The organism is Tunturiibacter gelidiferens, assembly GCF_013410115.1.
GTDB lineage: Bacteria > Acidobacteriota > Terriglobia > Terriglobales > Acidobacteriaceae > Edaphobacter > Edaphobacter gelidiferens.
Genome location: NZ_JACCCV010000001.1, coordinates 2,708,911 through 2,729,322 on the forward strand (window position 1 = coordinate 2,708,911; position 20,412 = coordinate 2,729,322).

The 20,412-nt window shown below is 60.5% G+C and carries 18 protein-coding genes; 5 read left to right on the forward strand and 13 right to left on the reverse strand.

All coding sequences use genetic code 11. The features are described 5' to 3' along the window. Positions 1-116 precede the first annotated feature (116 nt). Positions 117-851, reverse strand: coding sequence for an aquaporin Z (gene aqpZ / locus HDF12_RS11380; RefSeq protein WP_179582957.1), 735 nt, complete (start codon positions 849-851; stop codon positions 117-119). Positions 852-1,074: 223 nt separating this feature from the next. Beyond that, positions 1,075-1,308 (reverse strand): M48 family metalloprotease, encoded by a 234-nt coding sequence (locus HDF12_RS22660; RefSeq protein ID WP_306458008.1) that lies wholly within the window; start codon positions 1,306-1,308, stop codon positions 1,075-1,077. Positions 1,309-1,320: 12 nt separating this feature from the next. On the opposite strand from HDF12_RS22660, the gene HDF12_RS22665 reads away from it, so the two are divergent. Beyond that, on the forward strand, positions 1,321-1,857 hold the full coding sequence (locus HDF12_RS22665) for a hypothetical protein (RefSeq protein WP_306458009.1): 537 nt from the start codon (positions 1,321-1,323) through the stop codon (positions 1,855-1,857). Between the two features lie 303 nt (positions 1,858-2,160). Here the strand turns inward: HDF12_RS22665 and HDF12_RS11390 are convergent, their stop codons facing one another. The 6 genes from HDF12_RS11390 to HDF12_RS11415 all read right to left on the reverse strand — a co-directional run bounded on the left by HDF12_RS11390 (position 2,161) and on the right by HDF12_RS11415 (position 7,444). After that, positions 2,161-3,546 (reverse strand): Dyp-type peroxidase, encoded by a 1,386-nt coding sequence (locus HDF12_RS11390; protein WP_179582959.1) that lies wholly within the window; start codon positions 3,544-3,546, stop codon positions 2,161-2,163. Then, positions 3,539-4,177, reverse strand: a complete 639-nt coding sequence (locus HDF12_RS11395) for a hypothetical protein (protein ID WP_179582961.1) — start codon at positions 4,175-4,177, stop codon at positions 3,539-3,541. The genes HDF12_RS11390 and HDF12_RS11395 overlap by 8 nt, the downstream gene beginning before the upstream one ends. 23 nt (positions 4,178-4,200) lie before the next feature. After that, the gene (locus HDF12_RS11400; RefSeq protein WP_179582963.1) at positions 4,201-4,797 is read right to left on the reverse strand and encodes a hypothetical protein; all 597 of its coding nucleotides are present in this window, start codon (positions 4,795-4,797) and stop codon (positions 4,201-4,203) included. A 223-nt stretch (positions 4,798-5,020) separates the two neighbouring features. Further along, on the reverse strand, positions 5,021-5,557 hold the full coding sequence (locus HDF12_RS11405; protein WP_179582965.1) for a hypothetical protein: 537 nt from the start codon (positions 5,555-5,557) through the stop codon (positions 5,021-5,023). Positions 5,558-5,577: 20 nt separating this feature from the next. Then, positions 5,578-6,042, reverse strand: a complete 465-nt coding sequence (locus tag HDF12_RS11410; protein ID WP_179582967.1) for a hypothetical protein — start codon at positions 6,040-6,042, stop codon at positions 5,578-5,580. A 25-nt stretch (positions 6,043-6,067) separates the two neighbouring features. Continuing rightward, positions 6,068-7,444, reverse strand: a complete 1,377-nt coding sequence (locus tag HDF12_RS11415; protein WP_179582969.1) for a tetratricopeptide repeat protein — start codon at positions 7,442-7,444, stop codon at positions 6,068-6,070. 535 nt (positions 7,445-7,979) lie between these two features. Here HDF12_RS11415 and HDF12_RS11420 point away from each other — a divergent pair. From HDF12_RS11420 to HDF12_RS11430, 3 genes are read left to right on the forward strand one after another with little or no spacing between them, the layout of a single operon-like run. Then, positions 7,980-8,273 carry an ArsR/SmtB family transcription factor gene (locus HDF12_RS11420; protein ID WP_257025515.1) on the forward strand — a complete coding sequence of 98 codons (294 nt, stop codon included), beginning with the start codon at positions 7,980-7,982 and terminating at the stop codon, positions 8,271-8,273. Next, positions 8,254-8,763, forward strand: a complete 510-nt coding sequence (locus HDF12_RS11425; protein WP_179582972.1) for an SRPBCC family protein — start codon at positions 8,254-8,256, stop codon at positions 8,761-8,763. The genes HDF12_RS11420 and HDF12_RS11425 overlap by 20 nt, the downstream gene beginning before the upstream one ends. A gap of 44 nt (positions 8,764-8,807) precedes the next feature. Beyond that, positions 8,808-9,371, forward strand: coding sequence for a DinB family protein (locus HDF12_RS11430; protein WP_179582973.1), 564 nt, complete (start codon positions 8,808-8,810; stop codon positions 9,369-9,371). 189 nt (positions 9,372-9,560) lie between these two features. Here the strand turns inward: HDF12_RS11430 and HDF12_RS11435 are convergent, their stop codons facing one another. The 5 genes from HDF12_RS11435 to ileS all read right to left on the reverse strand — a co-directional run bounded on the left by HDF12_RS11435 (position 9,561) and on the right by ileS (position 18,843). Next, positions 9,561-10,100 (reverse strand): DUF4760 domain-containing protein, encoded by a 540-nt coding sequence (locus HDF12_RS11435; protein WP_179582974.1) that lies wholly within the window; start codon positions 10,098-10,100, stop codon positions 9,561-9,563. A gap of 63 nt (positions 10,101-10,163) precedes the next feature. Further along, positions 10,164-12,203 carry a hypothetical protein gene (locus HDF12_RS11440; protein WP_179582975.1) on the reverse strand — a complete coding sequence of 680 codons (2,040 nt, stop codon included), beginning with the start codon at positions 12,201-12,203 and terminating at the stop codon, positions 10,164-10,166. A gap of 106 nt (positions 12,204-12,309) precedes the next feature. Further along, complete coding sequence (uvrA, locus tag HDF12_RS11445; RefSeq protein ID WP_179582976.1) at positions 12,310-15,378, reverse strand: excinuclease ABC subunit UvrA; 3,069 nt, start codon at positions 15,376-15,378, stop codon at positions 12,310-12,312. A 25-nt stretch (positions 15,379-15,403) separates the two neighbouring features. After that, on the reverse strand, positions 15,404-15,949 hold the full coding sequence (lspA, locus tag HDF12_RS11450; RefSeq protein ID WP_179582977.1) for a signal peptidase II: 546 nt from the start codon (positions 15,947-15,949) through the stop codon (positions 15,404-15,406). Continuing rightward, on the reverse strand, positions 15,949-18,843 hold the full coding sequence (gene ileS / locus HDF12_RS11455) for an isoleucine--tRNA ligase (RefSeq protein WP_257025618.1): 2,895 nt from the start codon (positions 18,841-18,843) through the stop codon (positions 15,949-15,951). The genes lspA and ileS overlap by 1 nt, the downstream gene beginning before the upstream one ends. 554 nt (positions 18,844-19,397) lie before the next feature. Here ileS and HDF12_RS11460 point away from each other — a divergent pair. Next, positions 19,398-20,369: an energy transducer TonB gene (locus HDF12_RS11460; RefSeq protein ID WP_246373450.1), complete on the forward strand. Its 972-nt coding sequence runs from the start codon at positions 19,398-19,400 to the stop codon at positions 20,367-20,369. The last annotated feature ends 43 nt before the right edge of the window (positions 20,370-20,412 follow it).

Sequence of the window (20,412 nt, forward strand, 5' to 3'; positions counted from 1 at the left end):
GCCGGACGGGCTCGCTGCGCGCGAGGCGGTCACTTCGTGACTTGTATACCGCTTCGCCTGGTCCTCCCGTTGGTCGGAATTTTGATTGGGTGAGCGGGAGGACCAGCTTAGGGTGTTTAGGGTTTGTCGCGGGCCATCTCTTCGCGGAGGGGTGGCTGGGGGGCGGCGAAGAAGGCGGTGGAGATGAGGCCGCCCAGGATCGCTCCCAGGATTGGCGCTACCCAGAAGAGCCAGAGCTGGCCTAGCGCCCAGCCGCCGACGAAGATGGCGGGGCCAGTGCTGCGGGCGGGATTGACCGAGGTGTTGGTGACGGGAATGCTGATGAGGTGGATCAGCGTGAGGCAGAGGCCGATGGCGATGGGGGCGAATCCTTTGGGGGCGCGCTCGTCGGTGGCTCCGAGGATGACGAGAAGGAAGAAGGCGGTGAGGACGACCTCGGCTACGAAGCAGGCCAGGAGTGAGTAGCCACCGGGGGAGTGGTCGGCGTAGCCGTTAGAGGCGAAGCCCGCTGCTAAGGAAAAGCCGGGCTTGCCGCTGGCGATGAGGTAGAGGACGCCGGAGCCGGCGATGGCTCCGAGGACCTGAGCGATGATGTAGGGCAGGAGTTCAGACGGCGCGAAGCGTTTGCCGACGACCAGGCCGATCGAAACTGCGGGGTTCAGGTGGCAGCCGGAGACGTGGCCGATGGCGAAGGCCATGGTGAGGACGGTGAGACCGAAGGCCAGGGCTACGCCGACGAAGCCGATTCCCAGGTTGGGGAACGCCGCAGCGAGGACGGCGCTGCCGCAGCCGCCGAAGACAAGCCAGAAGGTACCGAAGAACTCCGCTGCTGCGCGTTTCGAGAGATCCATAAGGGGTTACCTGCTCTTTCTCTTGATCTGAATTTTTCGCTGACCGGAAAAGATAATTGGATGATGGGCCCGTGCGACTGGTGGAGCTGGCAGTGCGACAAGATTCGGTGATTCATGCACTTCCGATGGAGGGAAGGCTGGTGTTTTGCGTAGCGGAATCGTAGCACGGGATTTTGTCCCTGAGCGTGAAATTTTAGCTTGGAGGGGATTGCAGGGGAAGGATTTAGAGGCGCTTGAGATAGGCTTTGGCGGCTTCGAGCTCGGGGAAGAGGCGCTCTTCGGCCTGGAACTCGCGGGAGTGGACGCAGCGGCGGCCGGCTTTGACGCGGACGGGATGCTTGAGGTGGAGCATCTCGTGGTAGAGGAGGTACTCGATGGCGCAGCGGGGTGTGTCGGGGCGGTCGAAGACGCGACTGACGACGATGGTGTTGTGGGCGGCGTCATAGTGGCCCAGCATGCGGCGGGCGTGGTGAGCCGACCAGGTGAGAGTGGGTCGGCCGAGGAGGCCGTGGAAGAAGCGGGTGTTGAGGGACTCGAAGACCTCGTTGAGGTCGTAGTGATGGCCGGAGGGGGTGGAGAGGCGCTTGCGGCCGCGAGTCTGGCGGATGTGTTCGGCCTGGCGCGAGATGGCTTCGGAGGAGACGTGGCGACGGTAGCGGTCGGCGTGGGTGGGGGCGATGGGCTTCTTGTAGAGCTTGGCGAGGAGGATGTGGGCGATGGCGTGGTGGATGGAGTCGGGCGCGGACTCGAGGATGTCGGAGAGGCGGACGTGGAGACGGCCTTCGCGCAGGCGGATGGTGGTGTTGAGGGAGGTGAAGCGGCGGAAGCGGATATCGAGCGGGGGAATGGGAGCGCGGGGGCGGAGTTCGCGGTACTGCTCTTCGAAGACGGCAACGAGCGAGGTGGGGGCGGTGGACTTCGATTTTGCGGTGCGGGGTTTTCTGGGGAGGCGGGGTTTGAGAGGCGTCGCGAGGGATTGGTGAATCTCGTGTGCGGGGAAGAGTGACGGAGTTGCGGACGAAGAGAAGATCTGCAGGAACTGTCGCAGGGGTGAGGGGCCGGGATGCTTCGGTGGGTTCAGGGCTTGTCCTTTGTGTGGAGAGAGTGCGCAGGCAACTCCATACAGAACGATTTTATAAGCACCAGTCCAAGAACGAAACGCTCAACTTGGATTTGCACAGATGAGAGGGACTAATGAACAAACAAAGGCAAGAGCAACGACCAAATACAGGGATCCTTCGACTGCGTGGCTCACACAGTGCTGTGAGCCACTTCGCTCAGGATGACGGCGCAACCGGTGGAGTGCGGGCTAGCGTGGATCGACGAGGCCCATGCCGATCATTCCGAGCGCGGTGATGCTGGGGAGAAAGAAGTAGTCGCCGCCGCGTAGCTCTACGAAGTTGGGTAGGTCGCTGCAGACGAAGGGAGCGTTTGTTGGGGTGGTATCTCCCTGCACGAAAAATCTGCCGTGGCCGGTGTGATTACCCATGAGCATATCTTTCTCGTTGCCGAGGCGGGCGTCGTTGCCGTAGTTGATCCACTGCTGCTGGACGAACTCGAACTGTCGCGAGATGTTCGCGTTGAGGGCGATGAAGATTACGCCGCGTTCTTCGTTGTCGTTGACGGGCTGATCTTCGGGGGTCCATGTTCCGTAGGGAAGGCCGCGACGGGTGATGCGGCGGCGATTGATGAGCTTGCCGTCGAAGCCGAAGGCGTCGCGCGGATTGACACGTCGCACATGCGCTCCCATTGGGCAGCGGGTGCCTGCGGGGTCTGCGGCGAAGGTGAAGTTCGTGCTGCGGGCGGGGTCCTGAGTGATGGATTGGTCCTGGGTATCCGGAGAGAGTTCGATGGGCGTGCCGTCTCGCCAGCGGCCGATGAATTTTGCTGCGAGTTTTTCTTTGCCTCCGGCGTAGAGAGCGGCGTGCTCGTCGAGATAAGTGCGGAAGGTCGCGAGGTTCTGATGGAGCTTGCGGTAGACCATGAAGGTTCCGTTGCTGGCGAGGATGTGGGGCACGGGACCTACGGGGAGTTCGCCTGCTTCGTCGGCGTAGCCCAGGAGTAGCTCTCCTGTAGCGAGCGGAGCCCAGGTTCCATTTGAGGTCAGCTTGCCCTGGCCGGGCTGCGAGCTGCGCTCGACGCCGAGATAGTCGGGGTTGCCGAATCCGTCTGTGTAACCGAAGTGCTCTTTGGTGGTGGAGACGCCGTTGACGACCAGCGAGGCTGCGTCCTGCGCGTCGAGGAGGATGGCACCGTTGGTCTCGCGCATCACGTTGAGCATGTCGGCGCAGCGGGCGTTGAGGGCTTCGGGGGACGATGCGTTGACCCCGAGCCATGCGTGGACACGATCGTCGCGCCAGAGTTCGTCCCAGGAGTCGGGAGAGTTGCGCCCGGTGTCTCCGAGGATGGCAGCGCGTTTCTTCATGCCTTGCTGGAACTCGACGGGAAAGCTGAGGAGGGTGGCATCGGGTAGTTCGAGAGCGGAGAGGCCGCGGTGGGTGAAGGCGACGTTGACTGTGCTCGGAGGTTTGCCGGCGTCCCAGCGCTGGCCGGTGGTGACTTCGCGCATGAGGCGGTGGATGAAGGTGGCAGCGCGACCCGCGTCTTCGAAGTGCAGGAAGAGATATCGCGCGAAGGGCATGTTGTAGCCGCGGAGGACGAAGCCCTGGATATCGGTTTCGTTGAGTTTACTCATTGCGGCCTCCGGTCTTGATGTCCCGGTCGGGGGCCATTGCACCTGGCTTTTGAACGGGCATGGCTTTGAGGTCGGCGAGGAGTTGATTGAAGTCTGATTGGAGGAGTGCGGGGTCGGCGCCCTGATGGTTCGCGATGAAGTCTGCGACGGCGTGTTGGGTTTGCAAGGCACGGAGTGTTTCGGGAACTGATTTGTCGTTGACTGCGGCGAAGAAAAAAGTTGTTTCGATCTGGCAGGACTTCATGTAGTCGAGGAAGGCTTGTAGATTCGCTGCACCGGGGTAGCCGACGCAGTGACTCCAGATGGCGTCGAGGTGCTGGGGGATGCTGGTGGCGAGACCGTTGAGATAGCTGGTGAGGTTGCCGTCGCAGTTAGATTCGAAGATGAGGTACTTCGACTTGAGGTGCTCCTCACAGGCGGGCATGCCGACGTAGATGACATCGTCCATGACGACGAGACGGGCGAGGTGAGTTGCGGGTGCGAGTGCGAGTGCGAAGGGACTTCTTTCGTCGGTGGGAAGTTTGGCGAGGTAGTTTCGGATTTGCAGGTCGTGAGAGGGCGTTGCCTTTTCGTCGTCAATGATGGGCGAAAGGATCGTGAGTCCGTAGACTTTGCCGTTCTGGTTGGGCATGGATGCTTGCTCTCGCTGTTTTGTTATGAGACGACCGGCGCTTCGCCCGTATTTCCGAGATGTGCCTGGACCTGAAGGACGAAGCGGAGGTAGGCGTCGGCGAACTGTTGCGGGGTGGAAGTTTGTGCCTGGGCGGCTAGTTGATTGAGAGACGATTGGACGATGTGAGCGGCCTTGAGATCGTTGGCGGTGGCGTAGGGATAGGCGGTGTAGTAGTAGTCGGTGTCGAACTGGACTTGGGCTATGTATTCCTTGAAGGGTGTGACGGGGACTGAGCCGGGAAACTTCTCGCTCCAGCGCCAGATGAGATTTAGTCCGCGACTAAGCACAGAGGAGAAAGCGTCGATGTACTGGTTCCAGGTGCCGTTGAAGTTGCTGAAGAAGAGCAGGTAGTCGTACTGAAGATCTTCCTGTGCTTGTCCGTTTCCGAGGAATGGAAATCGACGGCGCGGGACGATGACCCAACGAGCGAACTCAATGAAGGAGAGGTTGATAAGGTCCTTCTGCTGGGATTTGATATTCCAGAGAATGAAGAAGAGCAGGCGCAGGATCCACGTCTTCCATGGCTTCATGGGAGTTACGACGTTCATTGCGTAAACTTTGCCGTTGATGTTGCTCATAGGGCTCCGATGCAGAGGGCGTCTTCGTTCGATGCATGGGCCCGGTCTCTTCTACAGCGCTACTCCAGAATGACTCGGCACTCGCAGGGGACAAGAAAGTCAGTGAATTATGCCAGAAAGACCACGCGACACACACGATATTTCTTGCTTGAGTGCAGTTGCGGAGGCTCCCGCGGGATAAGTGGTGCGGACGACCGGAGAGGAAGCCAAACAACACTGGTTGTCAGCGGGGCAGGTCGATGGGAGCGTTCTTGTTTTCTTTGGGCGGAGGATGCGCGAGGAACCAGGCTTTTTGCTCTTCGATGAGTTGAGTGGCCTGGTCGTGGAGGTCGCGGACGGCTTCGAGGGCGAGTCGGCGGGAGACGTTGTAGGTTTCGTTATCGGGTGGGGACTTCAGATTAGAAGACCAGCGCTCGGTGGCGTCGACGAGCTTGGGAAGAGCTTTGCGGATGTCGCGGTGGCGAGGACCGTAGTCGTCGAGGTTGTCGTTGAGCTCGTCGGCGATGGCGGTGAACTCTTCGAGGAGATCGTGAGTGTCTTGTTCGCGGCCGGGTTTGCGCGGGCGGGCGAAGAGATCCTGGATGGATTTGTTACGAGCGTCGAGGAGTTTGATGAAGACGAGAACGCGGTCGCTGGGATAGTAGGCGACCTCTCGGAGCTGTTCGACTTCGCCCTCGGAGAGTGCGGTCTCGTTGCGCTGAGCGCGAAGGTGCGGAGCAAGGAAGAGCAGAAGGAGGACGAACGAGAGTCTGCGGGGCATCGGTTCCTGGTGTTTGGTTCCTAGTGTTTGAAGACCTGAGCGAGAAGTTCGTCGTGGACCTGGTCGAGCTGCTTGAGGGTGGCTTGCAGCGTGTCACGATCTTCATTGGAGGCTTTATGGAGATACTCCCCAAGACGGTAGGAGGTGTGATGCATCAACTCTTCGGCGTTCTTGAGGCGCTTGGAGTTATTGGCCATGTCCATGTGGATGAGCATCGCGTAGGCGTTGACCTTCTTGAGGGTCGCGGTCGCCTGATCGACGTCGCCGTTGAGCATCTGTTTGCCCGCGATCTCGGTCATGACGTGGACCAGTTCGGTGTAGAGGAAGCACTGATCGCGGGGATTGGCCTGCTGGGCGCGCAGCTCGAGCTGCATGAGGGCCTGGGCATTGGGAAGATTGTCGTCGACGGAGGCGGCTCGGGAGGTTGTTGGGAGCGATAGAAGCGGCAGAGAGAGAAGGAGAGCGAAACGAAGGATCGATTTCATAACGCACCTCGAAGGGAGCGCTTGCCTACTTCATGTGATCGAGGGTGAGGAGACGGTGGCGGGCCTCCCACTCCTCGTCCGGAAACTGGCCGTTTGCCACGGAGAGGAACTGTTTGTACAGGTCGGTCGCCTGTTTGGTGTGGTGCAGTTTGTCGTGCGCAGTTGCCGCAAGGAACAAGGATGACGGCGACTGTGGCAGCACTTTATCACGAATCGATAATGCTTGCAAGGTTGTTGTCGGGTCATTGTTTACGGACGCTGCGAAGGCGAGATGGCTGGCGGCCTGGGCGAGGTCGTCTTTGGTGGGAAAGTTGTCAGGCTGGGCGATTGCGCGTTTGAGGAGGGCTTCGGCGTCGGCGAAGTTTTTGAGGTGGATCTGGACATCGGCGCTGTCGTCGAGGAGGGTGGGATCCTGCGTGGATTTGGTCAGGAGAGCGGCGTAGAGGGGGGCAGCCTGGTCGTACTGCTGGTTGCGGCTGTAGAGACGGGCGAGGAGGCGAGTGATGGCGGCGTCGTCGGGATGGGCGGCGTGGAGTTTGGCGGCGAGGGGAATGGCCTGGGCGGTCTTGCCCTGCTGCTCGTAGAGGCTGGCGAGCTGGGCGTTGAGGGTCGGGTTTTCAGGATCTTTGGCGAGGGCGGCGGTGAGGAGGGATTCGGCTTGGTCGGGGCGCTGCTGATGCAGGAGGAGATGGGTGAGGGCGGCTGTGGCGTCTTGATTTTGAGGGTCGACGGCGAGGAGGCGGCGGTAGGCGAGTTCGGCGGAGGTGGCGTCGCCGGAGGCCTCGGCGAGCTCGCCGGAGAGGAGGATGTCCTCGGGGGTCTCGGGGGTGATTTTGATCGCAGAGAGGAGTTCGTCGCTGGCTGCGGCGGGGTTTGCGGTCTGGTCGATGCGGGCGAGGGCGCGGAAGGCGCGGCCTTTGAGGGCGGGGTTGTCGGTGGTGAGGGTGGTGGCTTTGAGGAGTTCGCTGTGGGCATCGGTGAGGCGGCCGCTTCGGGCCAGGAGGAGGCCGAGCGCGAGATGGGGGTCGAAGTAGGTGGGATCGGCGGCGATGGCGCGGCGGTAGGTGGACTCGGCGGCGGTTGTCTGGTTGAGGGCGTCCTGGGTGAAGGCGAGGTCGTAGAGGAGATGGGCGTCGTTGGGGGACTTTTCGGAGAGGGTGGTGAGGAGTTTGAGGGCGGTGGGGTAGTCCTGCTTGTCGAGGGCTTCGTTGGCCTGGGTGCGGAGGGAGTCTTGGGGTGCTGTCTTGGGTGCGGCGGTGGTGTCGATGGCCCCTGCCGGGAGCTGGGCGGCGATGGGCCGGGAGGTGAGCAGGAGGGCCAAAAATATATAGGCCGGCAAGAGAGAGAGGCCGCCATACAGTAAAGCCAGGTGCGTCGGTTTGTTGCTTCGTGCGTCTTGCATTGCCGGTACTCCCCCTCCCACCCCAAAAGTGTGCAAAGTCTTCGATCCTGATGGTTTAGGTCTGGACTTTGTATAACTCCTTAAGTGCGGAAGCCCGGCCTGGGATGGCCGGGCTTCAACAGCTTTCTCTGAATCAAGAATAACAGACGAGTCAAGAGGGGTGCGGCTCGAGAATGCTACGACTCTACGTGTAGACGTATCTCATCTCCTGGCTGGTATACCCTCCAAAATCCGACAAAGCGGAAGTCGAAAACATGTTTGATATCGCACTTCAATAAGTGACTCGCCCTGTTGGCGTCAACCGAGGATCACGCCTGGGAAAGGTCGCCGGACACTGGCCGACTTACGGCTAGCCGTCTTGTTCAGTGAGTAAATGGGCGATCTATCAAGCGTCGGTCTAAGGGTTCAGAGACCAGGGAATGGAAATCCGACTCGCGACAATACCAATTGACATTCAACGGAAATCCACTACCATATGGTTGTGGATAGGTTAGGTACGACATTTGCAGCTTTGTCTGATCCGACGCGGCGGGCGATGATTGAACGGCTCTCGCGTGGGCCTGCCTCAGTGCATGGATTGACGGAACCGTTTGCGCTCTCGCAGCAGATGATTTCAAAACATATTGCGTACCTGGTGCGGGCGCGGATTGTGATCAAGACCAAGCGTGGACGGGAGAGCGTATGCACGCTTAGGCCCGAGGCGATTAAAACAGTCAGCGACTGGGCGATCAGCTATCGCCGGTTCTGGGAAGAGAGTTTCGACAAGCTGGAAGCAGTTGTAAATCAAATGAAGAAAGAGGAGGTCAGAGATGACAAAAAACACGGTTAACGAAGTTGAGCGGATGGTTGTCACAAGAGTTTTTGATGCCCCACGCGAGTTGGTTTGGAAGGCGTGGACAGACCCGAAGTACATCATGCAGTGGTGGGGACCGAAGGGTTTTACTTCGCCTGTTTGCAAGATGGATTTTCGCGTTGGAGGAAAGCTTCTCTGCTGCATGAGAGCGCCGGATGGGCAGGAGGGCTGGAATGCGGTTGAATACCACGAGATTGTTCCCTACGAGAAGATCGTTTCCCTCATGTACTTTTCCGACTCGAAGGGAAACAAGATTGACCCTGCGGAATTAGGACTTGAAAATGAGGCCATAGACGGTGCGTACGACGTGACCCTCTTTGAGGATCTCGGAAACGGCAGGACGAGACTCACCCACATTGGAAATGAACCCATGGAGAGCGCAAAGAATAGCGGGCAACTCGAGGGCTGGAACGAGATACTCGAAAAAGTTGCCGCAGTTGTTGCGGAGCTGGCGCAGGCGAAATAAGAAACTGAAGCTTTGATTCGCGAAACTCAATCGTGGAGGAAGAAATGAAAAGAACACCGTTTCTCGCTATCGTCCTGCTGGCATTCGCATTTGCCGCCCATGCCCAGGACACGATGAAGAAAGATGCAGCCGTCAAACCTGCCGATCCGGAATCGAAAGTCGTGCTCGATTCCTGGAATGAGATTGGCCGCAAGCTGACGGCGATGGCTGAAGATTTTCCCGAGGACAAATATGACTTCAAGCCGACACCTGAGCAGCGGAGTTTCGCCGAGCAGTTGCTGCACGCGGCGGGCTCATGCTACTACTTCACGAATCCTGTGATGGGGCAGAAGCCTCCCGCGGCAGAAGATCCGAAGCGCGACCAATACAAGTCCAAGGCCGACATCGTTGCGTTCGTCAAGAAAGCCTTCGCCGATGGCGGAACCGCCATCCAGTCGAAAGGCGAAAAAGGCCTGATGACGGAGGTTGTTTATTACCCTCAGCAGAAAGCGCGCGTTATCGACATTGCATACGGCATCATCGAGCATAGCGGAGAACACTACGGCCAGCTCGTTGTGTACTACCGCCTCGCAGGGCTCGTGCCGCCGGAGTCGCGGCCCAAGAAGTAAAGCTCAAGTTCGATCCTTCGATCTTCCACAGGGTGTCAATGAGTGCATTATCGCCGAGTCACTCATCGAGCACTCCAGGCCTTACGAGGCCCGTTCAATCCTCCAAGTTCCGGGCGGATTACGGGCACTCGGAAGTTTCTCCGGGGCGCTCTAGTAAAGGCTACTTGCAATAACTACTAATGCCTCGGCCTAGAGGTTGCTGCTGGTGTTCTCAGGAAGGGTTCTTCGTTGTTGGACCGTGCTTTTTGGGGTTGGAGCTATTTCTTTGCGCGTTGCTTTGATGGAGGATGGCTTCGTGTCGGCGATGGCTGCAAGATTCTTCTGCATCGCTTCGAGACGCTTGCGGCCTGGCCTCGATCCTTCTATGAGATGTTCAACGTTTATCAGGAACTCGGGCAGGTTCATCGCTTCGCGAAACTGCGCCAGATAGGGCTGAATTTTGGCGTATTGGAAGTACATCTCGGGGCAGGTGTTGTAGAGCAATTCGGCGTCGAGGGCACCGCTTGTTACAAAGGCGGCGACCATCTCCCAGTATCCGTAGACTTGAAGAACGAAGCTGCTCTGCCTGTTACCTGCACTGACGATCTGGATCAATTCGCTGGGTAGAAAATCGCCGCCGACGTAGGAGCGGGCTTCGCGCATGACCGTCTCCCGCCGGAGCTCATAGAGCTTCAGAATGAGTTCGGCCTGCTGAATGGCGTTGGCGGTCGCTGCGCTCTTTTTTTTCATCGGCTCTACGATAACAGCTGTCTGATTGCTGAGCAGGGATGATCCTGCGCAGGTCTGGTTTGCTCAATTGATCGGAGTCGCGTTGCGCTGATCCAGCGAGAGTGTGTTTGGCCCGGGCTTTAGTTGTATCGGGTGATCCCAGACGAGGGCCTGGTTGTTGTAGCGGGCTGAGATCATCAGATAGTAGGTTCCGGGAGAGACGCCGGGGAAGGTTCCGCTGCCGTTGGCGTCGGCGCGGATGGCGGAGGCGGCGTTTGCCTTGACCGCATCTAGAATCTTCTGGCAGTCGGGGGTGTGATTTCCGCAGGCGATGCCGAGAACTTTATAAGGGTTCGAACCCTGGGGAACTGCGATGCCTTGCTTGGCGAGTATGTCGGCGACGCTGTTGCGCAGAAGGGTGTAGGGATGTCCGGCGAGAGGGTTGGGAACGTCGGGTTGCGGGGGGAGTCCGGAGACGATGGACAGAGTGGCGTTGCCGAGGGGCGCGGCAGAGGAGGAGAGAGCGCCGCCGCTGTTGGATGGGGTTGCGGCTGGATTTCCGGCGGATGCTGTCGGATTTCCAGCCGATGCGAGCATTGTTGTAGCGCCGCCGCCCGAGGAGGGGATGGTCTTGCTGGGGGTGAGGGTGGCGAGGTTGCAGCTCTGTTCGAGCGGGGCGAAGGTGAAGTTGTCGTTGTTGTCCTGGCCGGTGACGATGCGTCCGTGGACCTGGTAGGGGTTGGTGTCGCCGGGGTCGAGTGAGCCGTCGGGCTTGATGGTGAGGGCGAGGGGGTGATCGGGTGCGGCGATCTTGATGGCTACGCCGGTTGCGCCGGGCTCGACGGTGTAGGGATAGGCGCGGGCGGCATCGGGGCCGCAGCCGAGGATGGCGGACTCTGGGAAGAACTGAACACTGAAGCCGGTGGAGGCGGCGAAGATGCCGTGCATGCGGATTCCGGGAGGGGTGGGTGGGCCTTTTTCGCCGCCGAACGCGGTCTTGAGGAGATCGGTTTGCATCGTCTGGATGCCTGTGCCGGCGCCCTTGGAGGAGAGGTTGATGGCGGGGCAGGTGGCGCGCTTGGGGACGAAGTTGGTGTAGCCGGGGGTGGATGCGCCTGCGACGTAGGTGCTGCTGGTGTGAGTGGTGGCGGCGTCGTATTGGTTGTTGCCCTGGTAGGTGAGCTGGGATTGGCCGTAGTTGCCGGTCTGGCTCTTATCGACGATTTCGTGGGTGGTGGTCTGGGAGGTTTCGGTGTGGCCGGGGGAGGAGCTACCCGGGGTGTAGCCGCCGGCGACGACGCCGTCGATGGTGACGGGGCCGGGCGGCCCGGTGATGGTTTCAGTACCGTGGAGGGTGAGGACGAGGGGCCTGGGCCTGGTGTTGATGGTGAGGACAGCGTGGCCGCCTTTGAAGTCGAGGGAGTAGGCCTCTTGATTGGGTGAGAGGAAGGAACAGTTGACGAGGACGCCGCCGTCGATGAAGTCGAGACGCCAGTGGCCGGGGCCTTCGAAGACTCCTGCCATGTCGGGGCCGGGGGTGGGCTCTTTGTTGGCGCCGGGGAGGACCTGGGAGAGCATCTGGCCGAAGGCTCCGAGGAGTGAGTTGCCGGTGCAGGTGGCGGGAAGTCTGCCGGAGGAGACGCAGCGGCGCATGGCGCGTTCTTCGGCGTTTTTGGGGGGAGCGGGTTGACCGTAGCCGCCGCCGGACTGGGCTTGTTGTTGCTGGATGGCGTTGAGCTGGTCGTTGGCCTTCTGGGCGTTGGCGTTGTAGGTGTCCTGCTGGCGCTTCTGGAAGGCCTGGGCCGCGGCGGCCTGTTTGGCGGAAGGCTGGGTGCAGGTGGGGAAGAGCTTCTTCAGCGCTCCCTTGGTGACGTAGGTGTATTGCATGATGCCGTTTGCGAGGACGTGATCGGGATGGCCGACCATGCAGGTTGCGTTGTCGGAGGTGTCGCGGATGTTGCAGTTTTCAATGAACATTCGCTCGCCGCTGCAGACGTAGATGACGCCGGGAAGGAGTGGGTCGTTGGTTTGAGCAACGGCGACAGAGAGAACGCACAAGCCAAATAAGGTTGCTGTGACTACTCGAAGGCTATGACGACGTCGGTTCGGACAGGACGGACCCATAATATCCCCCTGGGTTTTCTGAGGTGCGTGGCCCGGAGCCTGGGGAGGAGAGGAATCTGATACTAGACCGATGGAACGCGAAAGAGCAAGCGAGGGATGCTGTGAGCTACGCGGTGGTCTGGAGTTCTGGTTCGGCCTTCGGGGCGGCGAGGTTGAGGACGTGGGCCAGCCAGTGGCCGGTGTGGGAGGCGGGGTTGGCTGCGATCTCTTCCGGGGTGCCTACGGCGACGATCTGGCCGCCTCCGCTGCCGCCCTCGGGGCCCATGTCGATGACCCAATCGGCAGACTTGATTACGTCGAGGTTGTGCTCGATGACGAGGAGGGAGCCTCCGCCTTCGATGAGTTTTCGGAAGGCGGCGAGGAGTTTGGCTACGTCGTCGAAGTGGAGGCCGGTGGTTGGCTCGTCGAGGATGTAGAGGGTGCGGCTGCGTGCTTTGGCGGCGGTATCGTTGACGCTGCGATTGGTGATGGAGCGAGCGGTGGCGAGGTGCGAGGCTAGCTTGACGCGCTGGGCTTCGCCGCCTGAGAGGGTGGTGGCGGATTGGCCGAGACGCACGTAGCCTAAGCCGACTTCGTCGAGAACGTAGAGTTTGTCGACGATCTTCGGGTGGCCGGCAAAGTAGACGAGAGCTTCCTTGACGGTCATGTTGAGGACGTCGTTGATGTTCTTGCCCTTGTAGCGGATGTCGAGGATGGTGGATTTGTAACGTGTGCCATTGCATTCTTCGCAGGGGAGTTCGATGTCGGCGAGGAACTGCATCTCGACGGTGACGGTGCCATCGCCTTCGCAGACGTCGCAGCGGCCGCCGGGGACGTTGAAGGAGAAGTGGCCCGGGCCGAAGCCTTTGCGCTTGGCGTCGGGCTGCGCGGCGAAGAGGGCGCGAATGTCGTCGAAAGCTTTGATATATGTAACTGGATTGGATCGCGGGGTGCGACCGATGGGGGACTGGTCGACGAGGATGACGTCGTTGAGGTGTTGGGTTCCGGAGAGTTCGCGATAGAGGTGGGCTGGGTCGGCGCCTTCGGTTTGGCCGAGAGCCTGCATGAGAGCACGGTAGAGAACCTGGTGAACGATGGTGGATTTGCCGGAGCCGCTGACGCCGGTGACACAGCAGAGCAGGCCGAGGGGGATGTCGATGTCGGCTCCGCGGAGGTTGTGGATGCGGGCCCCGGTGAGTTTGAGGTGCTCGCGGCCGGGTTCGCGGCGGTGTTTGGGCACGGGGATGGTGAGGCGGCCGGAGAGGTATTTTCCGGTGATGGAGTTTGGGTTTGCAGTGACTTCGGCTACGGTGCCGGAGGCGAGGAGTTGGCCGCCTAGTTCGCCGGCTCCGGGGCCGAGGTCGAGGAGGTGGTCGGCGGCGCGGATGACGTCAGGGTCGTGCTCGACGACGAGGATGGTGTTGCCGAGGTCGCGGAGGTCTTTCATGATGCCGATGAGCTTGGCGGTGTCGCGGGTGTGGAGGCCGATGCTGGGCTCGTCGAGGACGTAGAGGGCTCCGACTAGGCGGGAGCCTAGCGAGGTTGCGAGTTGAATGCGCTGTGCTTCGCCGCCGGAGAGGGTGGAGCTTAGGCGGTCGAGGGTGAGGTAGTCGAGGCCGACCTGATGGAGGAAGTGAACGCGCTGCCGGACCTCTTCGAGGATCTTGCCGGCAACTTCTAATTGTGCCGGTGTGAGTTGCAAATTATCGAAGAACTGCTGGGCGCCGGTGATGGTGAGGGCGGAGGTCTCGCAGATGTTCTGGGCTGGACCATTTTGAGGCGCGATGAGGACGGCGCGGGCTTCGGCGCGGAGGCGTTGGCCGCGGCAGTCGGGGCAGAGGGCGTAGCCGCGATATTTGGAGAGGAAGACGCGGACGTGGAGCTTGTATTTTTTGCGTTCGAGGGTGGCGAAGAAGCCGCGAATGCCGGGGAAGGTGCTGTTGCCGTCTTCGATGAAGGCTTGCTGGGCGGGAGTGAGGTCGTACCAGGGGACGTCGGTGAGGATGCCGGCGGCTTTGGCAGCGCGCTTCATCTCGCCGTGGTGCGGGCGATATTTGGTGGTGGTCCAGGGGGCGATGGCGCCTTCGTCGAGGGTCTTGGATTTGTCGGGGATGATGAGGTTGGGGTCGAAGTCGATGGTGTTGCCGAAGCCCTGGCAGCGGGGGCAGGCGCCGTAGGGATTGTTGAAGGAGAAGAGGCGCGGCTCGGGCTCGCGATAGGCGCGGTGGCAGGTGGTGCATTCGAACGCGGCGGAGAAACGGAGGTTGGGTGAGGTGCTCAGCGAAAATGCGGGGGTCTCTCCACTCCCCCTCGACTCCGCTCGGGGTTCGGTCGAGATGACGGCTGTAGGGGAAGGAACGGTGTGGAACTGGACTTCGCCGGATTCGCGGTAGCCGGTCTCGATGGCGTCTACGATGCGGGCGCGACTGTCGGGGCTGATGGAGAGGCGATCGATGAGAGCGAAGATGGGTTGGGTGAAGTCGAGTTCGAGGAGGGATTCGGGGGTGGAGAACTCTACTATTTTGCCGGACTGGTAGAGGCGGTTGTAGCCGCGGCGACGGAGTTCGGTGAGGCGCTCTTTGAGGCTGTCGGTGAGAGTGAGGGTCTCGGGTGCTGCGGATTTTGTGTTTTTTGAAGATTTTTTTGTTGCGGTCTTCTTTGGTTTGGGGACTTCGGCTTCTGGCTCCGGGGTTGCAATCTGCATGGGCTCGAGTTTGACCTCGGCGCGGACGATGGGGAAGAGGACGTAGGTGCGGGTGCCTTCGGGGAGAGCGAAGAGGGTGGTGACGATTTCGTCTACGGTGTCGTGTTTGACGATGCCGCCGCAGTGGAGGCAGGTGACGGTGCCGCAGCGGGCGTAGAGGAGTCGGAGGTAGTCGTAGATTTCCGTTGCGGTGGCGACGGTGGAGCGTGGGTTGCGGGTCTGGTTTTTTTGCTTGATGGCGATGGCGGGGGCGAGGCCGTCCATGTGGTCGACGTCGGGTTTTTCGATCCGCTCGAGGAACTGGCGAGCGTAGGCAGAGAGCGATTCGACGTAGCGGCGCTGGCCTTCGGCGTAGACGGTGTCGAAGGCGAGGGAGGATTTGCCGGAGCCGCTGACGCCGCTGACGACGGTGAGGGCGTTGTGCGGAATGTCGACGTCGATGCCCTTGAGGTTGTGGGTTCGTGCGCCGCGGATTGTGATCTGGTCATTCATGGAGAGGGTTTTCAGTTTGCAGGTCTCAGTTGTCTGATGGTTGTGGGCGGAAGATTTCGATGAGGAGAAGACATGCGCCGATGACGATGCAGCTGTCGGCTACGTTGAAGTCGGGCCAGTGATAACTGCCGATGTGGACTTCGAGGAAGTCGACGACGTAGCTGTAACGGATGCGATCGTAGAGGTTGCCGACAGCTCCGCCGAGGATGAGTGCGAGGGCGACGGAGCTGAGCGTGAGGATGCGTCCCGCTCGCCAGAGCATTCCGATGAGGACGATGGCGGCGATGACGGAGAATGCGATGAGGATGTTGCGGACGGTGGAGGGGGAGGCGGATTCGGCAAACATACTGAAGGCCGCGCCCGTATTGTGGACGTCGGTGATGCGGAAGATGCCCGGGATGACGGTGTGGGCCTGACCGTCGGGGAGTTGCTGGACGACGATGCGCTTGGTGATGCGGTCGAGGAGGACGACCGCAGCGGCGATGAGGAGCGTGAGGCCGCGCTGATCGCGTCGGCTCGTCTCGATGGCCGGGGTTGTTGTTTCGTAGGTCGTCTTGTTCGTTGAGGACATCAGGCTTGCTGCTCCGTGGCGTTGCTTGGCGATGCTTCGTAGGGCTGGTAGTGGATGGCTTCGAGGGCTTCGGCGCAGCGAAGGCAGACGGTCGGGTAGTTGGGTTGATGGCCCACATCTTCGGTGAAGCGCCAGCAGCGTTCGCACTTCGAGCCTGCGGCTGGTTTGGCCTGAACGTAGAAGGCTCCTTTTTCTACGTTGCCTTCGGTGACGATGGCGTTCGAGATTTGGACCTGCGCTACGCCGAAGAGCTCGGGGAGGATGGATTTGTACTGCTCGAAGACTGGGTTGGGCCGCTCGGCGACGCTGTTGAGCCAGCCGAGGACGATCTGGGTCTCGGAGGGTTTGTTGCTGATGGTCTTCGCGGTGCGTTCCTCTTCGAGGACCTTGAGGACTTCGTCGCGGAGGGTGAGGAGATGGTCGAAGTCTTCTTCTAGTTTGCGGGTGCTGCCAGGGATGATCTCAGACATCGCGGGGAAGAGGGCGAGATGAACACTGGACTCGCGGTTTTCTACTTTGGGCAACAATGCCCAGACCTCGTCTGCGGTGAAGCTGAGGATGGGTGCGATGAGGCGGGTGAGAGTCTCGGCGATGCGCCAGAGAGCGGTTTGTGCGCTGCGGCGTCCGGGGTGGTTGGGCGCGAAGGTGTAGAGGCGGTCCTTGAGGACGTCGAGGTAGAGCGCGCTGAGATCGGTGTTCACGTACTCGTTGAGTGCGTGGTAGGCGCGGTGAAACTCGAAGCTGTCGTAGGCGGCGCGGATCTTGGCGTCGAGCTCGGCGGTGCGGGCGAGGATGTACTGGTCGAGAGGCTGCAGGTTGGCGAAGGCGATGGCATCTGTTGCGGGATTGAAGTCGTGGATGTTGCCGAGGAGGAAGCGCAGGGTGTTGCGCAGCTTGCGATAGTTGTCGCTGACGCGCTGCATGAGGTTTTCGCTTGCAGCTACGTCTTCGCGGAAGTCGACGGAGGCTACCCAGAGACGGATGACTTCCGCGCCGAGACGCTTGGCGATGTCGACGGGATCGACGCCGTTGCCGAGGGATTTGGAGAAGGCGCGGCCTTGTTCGTCGAGGGTCCAGCCGGAGGTTGCAACCATCTTGTAGGGGGCGTGATTGCGGACGGCGACCGAGGTGAGCAGGGAAGAGTGGAACCAGCCGCGGTGCTGGTCGCCGCCTTCGGTGTAGAGGTCGGCGGGGGAGTGGAGCTCGGGTTCGAGGTCGAGGACGGCGTGCCAGCTGGAGCCGGATTCAAACCAGACGTCGAGGATGTCCATCTCTTTGCGGAACTCCTGGTGGTGGCAGCTTGCGCAGGCGGTTCCGGCAGGGAGGAGGCTGGCGGCCTCGTGAGCGTACCAGGCGTCGGCACCATCTTTTTTGAAGAGGTCGACGATGCTTTTGTTGACGGAGGGTTCGTTGAGCGGCTCGCCGCACTTGTCGCACAGGAAGACGGCGATGGGAACGCCCCAGATGCGCTGGCGAGAGATGCACCAGTCGGGTCGAGTGGCGATCATGTTGGAGATTCGCTCTTCGCCCCAGGCGGGATCCCAGACGACGTGCTTGATCTCGTCGAGGGCGCGCTGGCGGAAGGTGGTGAGGGTGCCTTCGTCGGTGATCATCGGAGTTTCCATGCCGATAAACCACTGCTCGGTGGCGCGGACGATGACGGGGTTGTGGCAGCGCCAGCAGTGGGGGTAGGAGTGCTCGAAGCTGGTGTCGCTGAGGAGTGCGCCGCGCTCGCGGAGGAGCTCGATGATGGGTGCGTTGGATTTGAAGACGGTGAGGTCTTCGTAAGGTTGGGCAACTCCACCTCCGCCGTTCGTGCCGGTGTGGCGCTGGCGGCCAGCGTTGTCGACGTATTGGATCTCGGGGAGGTGGTAGCGCTGGCCGGTGTAGAAGTCGTCTACGCCGTGGGCGGGTGAGGTGTGAACGGCTCCGGTGCCTTGCTCGGCAGTTACGTAGTCGGCGGTGACGCCGAGGATGCTGCGATCGAGGAATGGGTGTTGGAAGGTGGCGTGCTCGAGATGGTTGCCGATGAAGACGGCGACGATGTCGGCCTGCGACGCTGGCTCGGCGGGGTTCTTCGCGCTCATCAGACGGCAGTGGGTGATGACCGAGGACATGAGCGCCTGGGCGATGATGTACGTGCCGCCATCGCATGCGAGAGCGACGTATTCGAGATGCGGGTTGAAGGCTACGGCTTGCGAAGCGGGAAGGGTCCAGGGTGTGGTGGTCCAGATGATCGTGTAGAGATCTTTTATTCCAACGAGCGACGGGGCGATGACAGCTGGGTCGCTGGTGAGGGCGTAGCGGACGTAGACGCTGGGCGAGGTGTGCTGGTCGTACTCGACTTCGGCTTCGGCTAGCGCGGTGCGGTCGTGGATGCACCAGTAGACGGGTTTGAGACCTTTGTAGACGAATTTCTTCTCGAAGAAGTCGTAGAAGGTTTCGACGATGCTGGCCTCGTAGCCGAAGCTCATGGTGAGGTAGGGATCGTTCCAACGGCCGAAGACGCCGATACGTTCGAACTGGCTGCGCTGGAGGTCGACGTATTTTTGTGCGTACTCGCGGCAGGCGCGGCGGACGGCGATCGGATCCATCTCGAGTTTTTTGCGGCCTAGCTGCTCGTCGACTTTGATTTCGATGGGGAGGCCGTGGCAGTCCCAGCCGGGGACGTAGGGGGCATCGAAGCCGGCCATGGTCTTGGTTTTGACGACGAAGTCCTTGATGCACTTGTTGAGGGCGTGACCGAGGTGGATCGCTCCGTTGGCGTAGGGAGGGCCATCGTGGAGGATGTACTTGGGATGACCAGCGCGCGCGGCACGTATCTGGGCGTATAAGTCACTTTGCTGCCACGCTTGGAGGCGGGCGGGCTCGTTCTGGGGCAGATTGGCCTTCATGGGGAAGGCCGTCTGGGGCAGATTTAGCGTCGACTTCAGCGCTTTAGGTGCAGCATCTGATGCGTTGTCTCTCCCGCGAGTGGGCTGGTTCAAAGTGGACTTCAGCGCTTTGAGCTCGGGTTTTGCCTGGGTTGCTTCCGACATTCGGTCCTCTTGGTTGCTGATAACAAAGTTGCGGTTTGTGGCAAACCTCTATTGTAGACGGCGAGAAGGGGTGGTACATAGGATGCCAAGGAGACATTCGCATGGTGGCGTGCGTCCAAGGGAACAAGCGCCGGTCGGTGAATGTTTGTAGAATGTTTTAATGACCAGGCGATATTAGCCAGAGCCGGGAAGAGAACTGACCTGGCATCTGGCACGTATGAAAAGAAGCAGGTTGAGGCGGGCGAGATTTTTGGAAGTGGTGTGCGGAGGCTGCGGCTTACTGCACCGAGGCGAAGCAGCTTATGGCGAATAGTTTATTGACACCACCACCGCAGATAGATCCGGAAAAAAAAGGCCCGACACTGCGTCCGGCAAATGCCCCGAATTTGAACGAAGAGACCGACGGGTCTATGTGGTCCTCGTTTTTCGCGAACCTGCGGGATGCTTTCAGCAGGTCGGACGAAACGCCGTTGCACCTTGATTCGAGGCCGGCCGAGAACGATCTGATTATCGAGGAAGAGGGCGTCTTTGCCTCTCTCTGGAACAGCGTGCGGGATGTGTTTTTCCCGGTAAAGCTTCCGCCGCTGGTTCTGGAATCGAAGCCGATCGCTGTTGTCGACCGGATGAAGACGAAGCAGAATCCTATTGCGATTACGTCTGCCGTAGTGATCTATGGGTTGATCATTTTGCTGATCGCGTTTCTGCTGGCGAAGAAGGTTCAGTTTGCCGCTCCTGTGAGGACGCTGCAGGTGACTGAGCTTTCGGTTCCGCCGCAGGCTCCGCCCAGGGCTCAGGCGATGGGTGGAGGCGGCGGACAGCGTGGGCCTACCCCGGTGACGAAGGGAACCCCGCCGAAGGCTGCGGATACGCAGATTGTGCCGCCGAGCAAGCCTCCGCTGGTGGAGCCGAAGATCAAGATTGACCCGACGGTGGAGATGCAGAAAGACATCAAGATGGCGACCAGCATTCCTCAGATCGGTGTGGCGAACTCGCCGCTGGTGGGGATGTCGATGGGAAATGGGAGTGGCACGGGACTCGGGTCGGGCAATGGCTCGGGGATTGGGCCGGGGTCAGGCGGCAACACCGGTGGTGGACCGAGGCGGATTGGCGGCGGTGTTTCGGCTCCGGTGCTGATCTTCTCGGTTGAGCCGGAGTTCTCTGAAGAGGCTCGGAAGGCTAAGGTTGCCGGGAATGTTCTGGTCAACCTGTGGGTCGATACAAATGGAAATCCCAGCCACGTCCACGTGATTCGCGGTGTCGGTATGGGTCTGGATGAGAAGGCGATGGAAGCGGTGAGACAGTACAAGTTCAAGCCGGCGATGGAGAACGGTAGGCCTGTTCTGGTTGAGCTGAACGTTGAGGTTAATTTCCAGATCTTCTAACGATGGTTCTTTCAAAAGGAGAGGCCCGCTGTTCGCGGGCCTC